The organism is Mycobacterium sp. SMC-21, assembly GCF_045310825.1.
GTDB lineage: Bacteria > Actinomycetota > Actinomycetes > Mycobacteriales > Mycobacteriaceae > Mycobacterium.
The window spans coordinates 1-6,792 of record NZ_JBJIAO010000071.1 but is presented as its reverse complement, the minus strand read 5'-3'; the positions used below and the strand labels follow the sequence as shown (position 1 = coordinate 6,792).

General features: G+C 65.4%; 6 protein-coding genes. 1 reads left to right on the top strand and 5 read right to left on the bottom strand.

The annotated features are described in order from the left end of the window. Window positions 1–272 precede the first annotated feature (272 nt). The 5 genes from ACJH6H_RS29280 to ACJH6H_RS29260 all read right to left on the bottom strand — a co-directional run bounded on the left by ACJH6H_RS29280 (window position 273) and on the right by ACJH6H_RS29260 (window position 4,719). Complete coding sequence (locus ACJH6H_RS29280) at window positions 273–1,007, bottom strand: DUF6882 domain-containing protein (RefSeq protein ID WP_142239495.1); 735 nt, start codon at window positions 1,005–1,007, stop codon at window positions 273–275. Between the two features lie 148 nt (window positions 1,008–1,155). Beyond that, window positions 1,156–1,446: a hypothetical protein gene (locus tag ACJH6H_RS29275; protein ID WP_406776339.1), complete on the bottom strand. Its 291-nt coding sequence runs from the start codon at window positions 1,444–1,446 to the stop codon at window positions 1,156–1,158. Window positions 1,447–1,496: 50 nt separating this feature from the next. Then, the gene (locus ACJH6H_RS29270) at window positions 1,497–3,467 is read right to left on the bottom strand and encodes a hypothetical protein (RefSeq protein ID WP_406776338.1); all 1,971 of its coding nucleotides are present in this window, start codon (window positions 3,465–3,467) and stop codon (window positions 1,497–1,499) included. Continuing rightward, the gene (locus tag ACJH6H_RS29265; RefSeq protein ID WP_406776337.1) at window positions 3,464–3,742 is read right to left on the bottom strand and encodes a hypothetical protein; all 279 of its coding nucleotides are present in this window, start codon (window positions 3,740–3,742) and stop codon (window positions 3,464–3,466) included. Before ACJH6H_RS29265 ends, ACJH6H_RS29270 begins: the two co-directional genes overlap by 4 nt. A gap of 491 nt (window positions 3,743–4,233) precedes the next feature. Continuing rightward, window positions 4,234–4,719 (bottom strand): hypothetical protein, encoded by a 486-nt coding sequence (locus ACJH6H_RS29260; RefSeq protein WP_406776336.1) that lies wholly within the window; start codon window positions 4,717–4,719, stop codon window positions 4,234–4,236. A 42-nt stretch (window positions 4,720–4,761) separates the two neighbouring features. Between ACJH6H_RS29260 and ACJH6H_RS29255 the strand changes: the two genes are divergently transcribed. Then, the gene (locus ACJH6H_RS29255) at window positions 4,762–6,705 is read left to right on the top strand and encodes a hypothetical protein (protein WP_406776335.1); all 1,944 of its coding nucleotides are present in this window, start codon (window positions 4,762–4,764) and stop codon (window positions 6,703–6,705) included. Window positions 6,706–6,792: the final 87 nt, after the last annotated feature.

Sequence of the window (6,792 nt, the reverse complement as noted above, 5' to 3'; positions counted from 1 at the left end):
CATCTTCGAGAGACCTCGACCCCTATCCCGGCAACGACGCGCCGATGACCTCTACACCCTCAACTGCGAAGAGCCACTTATCCGCCATCGCACGAACATAGCCAGGTGAGGTGCAGACGCACAGTCACGTGGCGTCGACGACGCGCCCGCCACTCACACACAGCACTACGACCGTCACGCCACCGCCGCGCTCTACTGCTTGTCCCCCGCCACCGCCTGCGCGGCCACCCGCACGTCCGGCACTCCTAGGAGTCCGGGTCGATGCCGGCCGACTACACCGAGCCCCCGCAGGTCTCGATCTCCGCGATCCGCCCGAACTCATCGAGTCCGATCACAACTTGCCCGTCGGGCGCCCCCACGATCATACGATCAGTCCCGGCGCTCTGCAGCGAAAGTCCTTGTCGGCGTTGGGCGTAGGCAGTGACCGCCAGACGGTGGTCCGTAATGTCCCCGGTTTGCAGAGCACGCATCATCGCCGCCGCTGCGGACACCACGGTCGGTGCGGGTAGCGAGAACTCATTGGGATTGTCGAGCAGGAACCAAGAATGCCCGGTCCCGTTGGGGGCACGGTAGTAGACGGGGGCGGGCAGCTCCGAGAGTGCTTGCGCGCAATACACGAAAACGGCTTCGGGCATGCCGCGAGCGATCAGCCCCTCGTAGACGCGTTCGGCGGGATGCAGGTTCTGGTACGCGGTCGTCAGCTCGGCCGCCCCGAGTCGCGCACCGACCTCGCGGACATGCCTCGCGAGGGACACCACTGGTTCCGGGAACTTGTTGATGTTCTCCCACCCCCACAGCCACGTGTTGGTGACTGCCGAGCTGGAGCCGATGAAGTGCGGCCGGAACGCGGCCGCGGGCTCACACTCGAACCAGAACACGGGCGGCTCGGACAGGTCAACGCGCCAAGACAATCCGGAGTACCGGCCGATGAGTTCGGTCTGCGCCTCGACCGACAAGATGAGCGTATGGTCAATGAGCTGACCGACAACGTCTCGGTCACGAGTCAACGTGAACTCGTACCGTGGCGGATCGTGCTCACCGGAGTTGGGCGAACCTCCCGCAGACCTGTTGCTGATGGTCGGAGCCTTCCCTTGCGATCTCAGTGCGGCACTTCGTCGAAACTGTTCGCGGTGAGCGTCTCAGTGCTCACAGTGATCATGCGCTGGTCGCGTCGTCGCTCTGCTGTTCCTGATTTCGGCGATGCTGCGCCGCCGCCAACCGGCGCAACTCGGAATACCCGCTTTCGAAGTCCTTGCGTGCGTCGGCGTCGAACCGCCGCGCGAGGTAGTCGTTCAGCTCGTTCACGATGATCGCAACGAGCTGATCCTGCGAACGATCGCGCAGGTCGAGCATCAAGACGTTGTTGTCGCGCAACTCCACGATCTCGTCCTTGCTTTCACCGTCGGGCAGACGATCCTCAAGCAAATCGAACATGATTCGCGTCATCGACGAATTCCAGGACCAGTCACCGTCCGCGAACCGAACAAAGCCGCTCACTACTTGCCTCCTACTATGACAACGTTGGGATTTCGTAGGCCCTCGACGAACTCGCGCACGACCTCACGCTGCGCAGCGGTGAACTGCGATACATCGACCGGCACGATCTCGGCTTTCTCCAGATGGTCCAGAATTCGACCCTGAAGATTGGGCCACTGCGAGTCGAAGAACTTGGACGGGAAGTTTCCGACAGCATCGTAAGTTCGTCCAACAGCATCGACCCAGTCATGCGCATCTCCCCGCCCGGCGCGACTGAGGTCCACACCGAGTTCCTGTTCGACTCGAAGCCCCGTCTCGCTCTCGGCAGCCCGGAAGCCGCCTGTCGCGGGGTCCATGCCAAGTGCCCGTGCGTGATCAGTGGTGAGGTCGAGTTGAATCGGCGCCGCGTCCCCGCCGTGCCCGATCAGCCCCTGGTCGCCGCTGACTGGAACATCCCCAGTGTGTGCGGTCCCGCCGTGTTCACCGCCCGCGTGTAGCTCATGGGCCACTATCGGAGGTGCGCCGTGGGCAACGACCGACGGTGCGTCGTGAGCGAGAGCCTCCGCCGCCGGACCAGCCAGGTGCTCGAGCCCTTCTGCACCGAGCTTCATCCCCGGCAGCGGTATCGCCCCGGCAGCGTCGGCGATCAGCTGCGCGCGTTCGGCGGGTGTCGCTTCGCTCCAGTGGGTGGCCGTGTGGGCGTCCTGAAAGAGGTCCGGCACCAGACCACCGGTGGCCTCATGGAGATAGTGATTGGTCCACCGCTGCGCATCCATGAAACTCTCGCGGGGCACTGGTGTCGGCGCCTGCACCTGGGTGTTCTCCGGCAGCGCCGGCACCGGTACCTGCTCCTGCCCGTGAGCGGCAGCGGACGCGTTCAGGTCGATGAGGATCTGCCTCTGCTCAGTCAGGTCCCGGCGCGCATCGAACACCGCCTGCCCCAACGCGTCAGTGCTATCTCGGCTGGGACCAGCTCCCGGCCCCAGGACGATCGCATCGCTCGCCGACGCGTCCGCCTTGGCCTGCGCAGCCGTTAGCGCCCGCTCAGCGGCAGCGACCTTCGCCTGCTGACGGTCGATCGTCGCGCGATCTGGTGCCGGCGAGAGCTGGCTAAGCACCTGCGGTAAGCCGCTGCCCGTGGGATCCCCCGGCTTATGCTCCAGACTGTCATCGGTGCCCAGCAGGCTCCCGAGCCCGGACGGATCACCGGTGTTGCTATCCGGCGGCTTCCCGTCAGGATGCTTCGCCGCATCGGCGACGTCCTTGGGCACCGCGAACGGCCCGATGTGGCCCGTCTGCCCGTCGGTGGCAGGGCCGAACATGTCATCGAGAGTGGGTGGACGCGTGCCGCCCGGCTTCTCCCCCGGCTTCTCTTTGTCACCACCGGACGCCGTGGTCTTGTTGTCGACCAGCTGTACGTGGGCACCATGGCCGCCACCTTCACCGTCGAACTTAATCCCTTGCAGTTCAACGGCTTTCGCCGCCAGACGCCTACCGAAGAGCGCGTCCGTGGCGACGAGCTGCTGAGCTCGAAACCGGATGAAATCCGCGTGTTCCTTCGCCGCCTTGTTCCGGTCCTGGATGGTGTTGATGTCGTACGTGCGGGCATCGGTCACCGACAAGTCGGGGTTCACCGTGAACCCGTCGTCTTCCGCGTCGTTGATGGCGTCGAGCACCAACCGCTTCACTGCGCTGATGTCCGTAGCCCCGCTCGCCGCCAGATCAGCCGACTCACGCTTCACGTCAGCGTGGTAGCGGACCACGGCGAGGTCACCGGCCGCGCGACTCGCTGCGGCGTCGTTGCCAAGGCCCCGCCATTCAGTGCCGGCGGGAGAGACGACGTTGCGGTGGTGCTGCTCGAACATCTCCACTGACTTGGTGGCCGCCGCGCGCCACCTGGTGGCGGCGTCGTCCAGATGCTGCGTGGGCCAGTTCTCGATCTCCTCCAGGGACGGTAGCGCCTCGCCCGCACCGGTAGGCGCTGCGCTCACACGGAGACCGAAGTGATGGCCTGGCCGCCACCGTTGTCGGTGGACTCGTAGTGGGCGCTGCTGGCGGTCAGTGCGTCCGCCTGGTCAGTGAGACGGTTGGAGTGGCGGGACTGCACCGAGGTGATCGCGGCGTCCATGGCTGCGACACCGGCCGCGCTGGCGTGAGTGGTGCTGGCAGTGCCTGCGTCGGCTCCGTCGGTCAAGTCCGCCGCGAGAGCACCGCTGCTAGCGCCCGCGGCGCGCAGACCCCCAACATCGACGTGCAGATCAGCCATGCCAGCCCCCTCCGAACCACACCCCCCTGATGTGACGCTACAGCACAGAATCCGTGGCTCCCGACGCCGATTTCGACGGAATCCCGGCTTCGGATACGGGAACGGATCTGCGACCTCGCGAGTGGTGGATGAGCCTTAACGGCGTAGAACAGGCCGCTGCCCTGGGTGCGTCTAGACGGCTGTGGACGAGTTCACCGACGATCTCGACTGTCGGCGTGGGCCGAGGAATGTCTGACCGGTAAGTGCGCCCGGCACCGTCTGTTGCGGGTAACGGGCTGGTGACGCAGGCTAAACCGGCTACCGAGCTGATGCGGTGACTGTGAAGATAACCCCGTAGGCGACGAGGTCTGATGCACGGCAACTGGACATGCTCCAGGCGCGGGTGGCATACTCGATGGCGAGCAAGGTACGGATTCTGCGGCTACCTAGGTAAGCCCCACGATCTGTCTGGCCCCGGTCTATAGCTACGGCACGCCGGGGCTGCTCTGTTTCTAGGGGCAGTTCGACACGTACAGGATGCGCGCTAGGGGTGCGTACAGGTCGACGTCCCCCTTCTGACCCAGGTGATGGTGCCGGACCGCCGACGAGACCAAGTCGGGGAGCCACAGCAGGTGTTCAGCGCTTGGTGACACCTGGATCATGCGGCAGCGCCGGCAGAGCACATCACCCTTCCGCAGATCATTGACGATGCTGGTGTCGTAGCTGCGGTTCCTCTGCATACGCCGCTGTTCGAGGATCATCAGGTGCACCCCGCCGTCCGCCAGCAGTCCTCCCCCAGCGCACAACGCCTTCCCGACCTGCTGGAAACAGGCTGCGCGCGCCGCGTCGCCTGCACCCTCAGCGACGGGGGTCTTGATCGCGACGATGCCCACTTCGTTGCCCTCCGGATCACCCAGGAACTCGGCGACCTCACGTGCGCGTTCACGGCCTTCGGGAGTCTTGAGCGACTCGGAGGTGTGCCAAAAGGTGCCGCCCACGACCTTCCGGAGACCTGACCGAAGACCGGCGAGATCGTCACGGTGCACGAACAGCGCCCTCGGTGGCTGGAGGAATTACGCGAGCACGTCGACCAGAAGCCGCTGGTCACCTGTACTTCCGGCCACATGCCGCTGACCGCCATCGTTGCGGAGGTCGCGGAGGCGTGTTCTGACCCTCAGCCGCACGACGGGCGGAACAAGCGCGATTGGCGTTCGCTGGTGGTCGATCTCGCCGATGCACGCACCTGGATCGAACCCGAACTGAACCACCTCGTCGATGGACCGGTCCGAGCGATCGAACAGGTGATCTCCGGCGATCTGTTGGTCAACGGAGCGGGCTTCGATGACACCAAGCGGCCGGTTGTGGGCACTGCGACAGCGGCACTCACCGCGATCCTCGGAGACGACGACCTCCTCGTAGCCGCATGGCGGGATCTGGTCGCGGCGTGCGACGACGTCGACCACACCGTGTACCCGTACGAGCGGATCAGGTATCTGCGCGACACGGTGATCGGTTTGAGCGAGTACCGAAAGCAGGGGCGGGGCTTCGGCAGCCCCGTGGGGTCCGCCGTGGACGTCCTCTTCGGCACGGAGAGTGGTGTCCGGTACGCGCGGGCGATGGTGGGTGACCCGATCGACAACGGCCCATACGACCCGAATGCCAACGCAGGGCTCACCGACGACGAACTCGCTGATCTCGCTGAGCGGTGCATCGTCACAGGCCCGCCGCCCGCCGGCGAGTACGTGGTCTGGTTCCGCATTTCCCCAGCCTTCATCCCCGCCATCGACTGCGTGCGCCACGGCGACGTCACGTTCTACGACGCGCAGGTCCTGGCCGGGTCCCTCACCGACCACGAGCGGGCACGCCAGCTCGACGTCGTGCCCGAGGAGCTGCTGACCGACGACATCAGCGAGTTGCAGCTGTCGGACGAGGTAAACGACTACCGGGGGTTCCAGTTCGACCCGCAGCTCGCATACGCACGGATCACGGTCCGCAACGTCGAGCGCCATCGCGCGGCAGACGTCGCACGGACGTACCTGGACACGGTTCTCGCCGTAGTCCGCGTCCCCGACGGCATGTGGCGGGTGCTCGGCGGGCACCTGCTCTTCGCTGTCGGAGCACCGCCGCCCTGGATACCCGCCGAATGGGGACCGAAGGAACCGCCACCCGAACCCGTCTTCTACCAGAACGACTACGTCACGACCCGGTTGCGCGAGATGACCGCCGACGGCTACGTGATCACGGCCGCGGCAGCCGAGGAGATGCAGAAGGTGCTGCGCCTCGAAAAGGGGCTCGATAGTGCACCGCGGTCGGATCCCGAGGCGATCGTCATGGCCGCGGTCCGCGCGATCGAGCATGCCAACACCTGGGTGACCCCGACTCCTGGTCGCAACTGGTACGACTTCGCGGTCGAGTATTTCGGTGACGGGTATGCCGTCGAGGCGCTCTCCAACCGTGTGGTGAACGACGTGTACACGGCAGTGCAACTCCGGCCCGATCGGTCTCCGGGCGCGGCGACCCCCACTGAACTGAGGGTGATTCGGGAGGACATCACGGTGCGCACGGGGTACGGCGAGCGCACCGACAGGCTGAAGACCCCGCCTCACGTGTCCACGCTCAAGACGATCTACGCTGGCCACCCGTTGGCTCGGCAGCTGGCCGAGACGGATCGGTTCCTGACCGACAGCGCGGTGCTCGGAGCGACATTCGACGCGGAGATGAAGCACGTCGGCAACAGGGTGGAGAGGCTCAGGCGGACCAGGAACGCCGCCATCCACGGCGGTGTCCTGTCGGAGACAGCGTGCGCCACCATCGCCGACTTCGCCATCTACCTCGCCCGCATGGCGTTGAACGCAGCGATCTGGGCCATCGTCACCGGGCAACCGGTTAGTGCGCACACGACGCAGCAGCGGGACGACTACCGCCAGCAGATCCAGCGTCTCCGGCAGGGCGGCGACTTGGCGAACCTATTCAAGCTCACCTAATGGGCCACCTCTGATTTTGACTGCTGATTCGGGAGTCGTTTGATCACGAATTCGGGAGTCGTTGAGGGTGTAGGAGCTGCCAGATTG